Source organism: Brevibacillus sp. FW306-2-1A-C05A, from assembly GCF_058781555.1.
The window spans coordinates 1-557 of the sequence record NZ_JBYSWV010000120.1 but is presented as its reverse complement, the minus strand read 5'-3'; the positions used below and the strand labels follow the sequence as shown (position 1 = coordinate 557).

Sequence of the window (557 nt, the reverse complement as noted above, 5' to 3'; positions counted from 1 at the left end):
TATATTCTCCAGCCATCACTTTTTTCCTTTGAGGAACTGCAAAAACTTGAATCGAAAGAACGTCTGCCCTTATTTTTTTCGGTTCTGGACTTACGCCCGTACGCCAAAGAATTGAGAAGCATTACGCCCCAAGGGGCAACGGGACACAGCCGCGAAGCGATTTTACGGTCTTTGTTGGCGGCTCCTTTCGAAGGAATTTCGCAATTTACTGCTCTTCATCTGAGACTCACAAGTGATTTACGCTTTCGTTACCAGTGTGGGTTTCCCATTGATCGACCCGTTCCATCCATTGCAACGTTTAGTCGCGTATTTGCTCAAATTGTCCAGAAAAGCGTTGCCGAGAAGCTGTTTTACGACCTCGTCATGCAATGCCGTGAAGAGGGAATCATTACAGGAACGACCATTGCCATCGACAGCACGGCGATTGATGCGTATGAAAAAAAGCAACCGAAATCTCGCTGCCAAGGAACAGGAAACGCCACCTGGGGAGCCAAGTTCGACTCCTTTGGCAATAAAATCACGTGGTTCGGTTACAAAATTCATCTGGCAGTAGACGC

1 protein-coding gene is annotated in these 557 nt (G+C 47.4%); it reads left to right on the top strand.

The genetic code is table 11. The annotated features are described in order from the left end of the window. A partial coding sequence (locus tag AC3WJN_RS25600; protein ID WP_492329361.1) for a transposase occupies nucleotides 1-557 on the top strand: 557 nt, incomplete at both ends.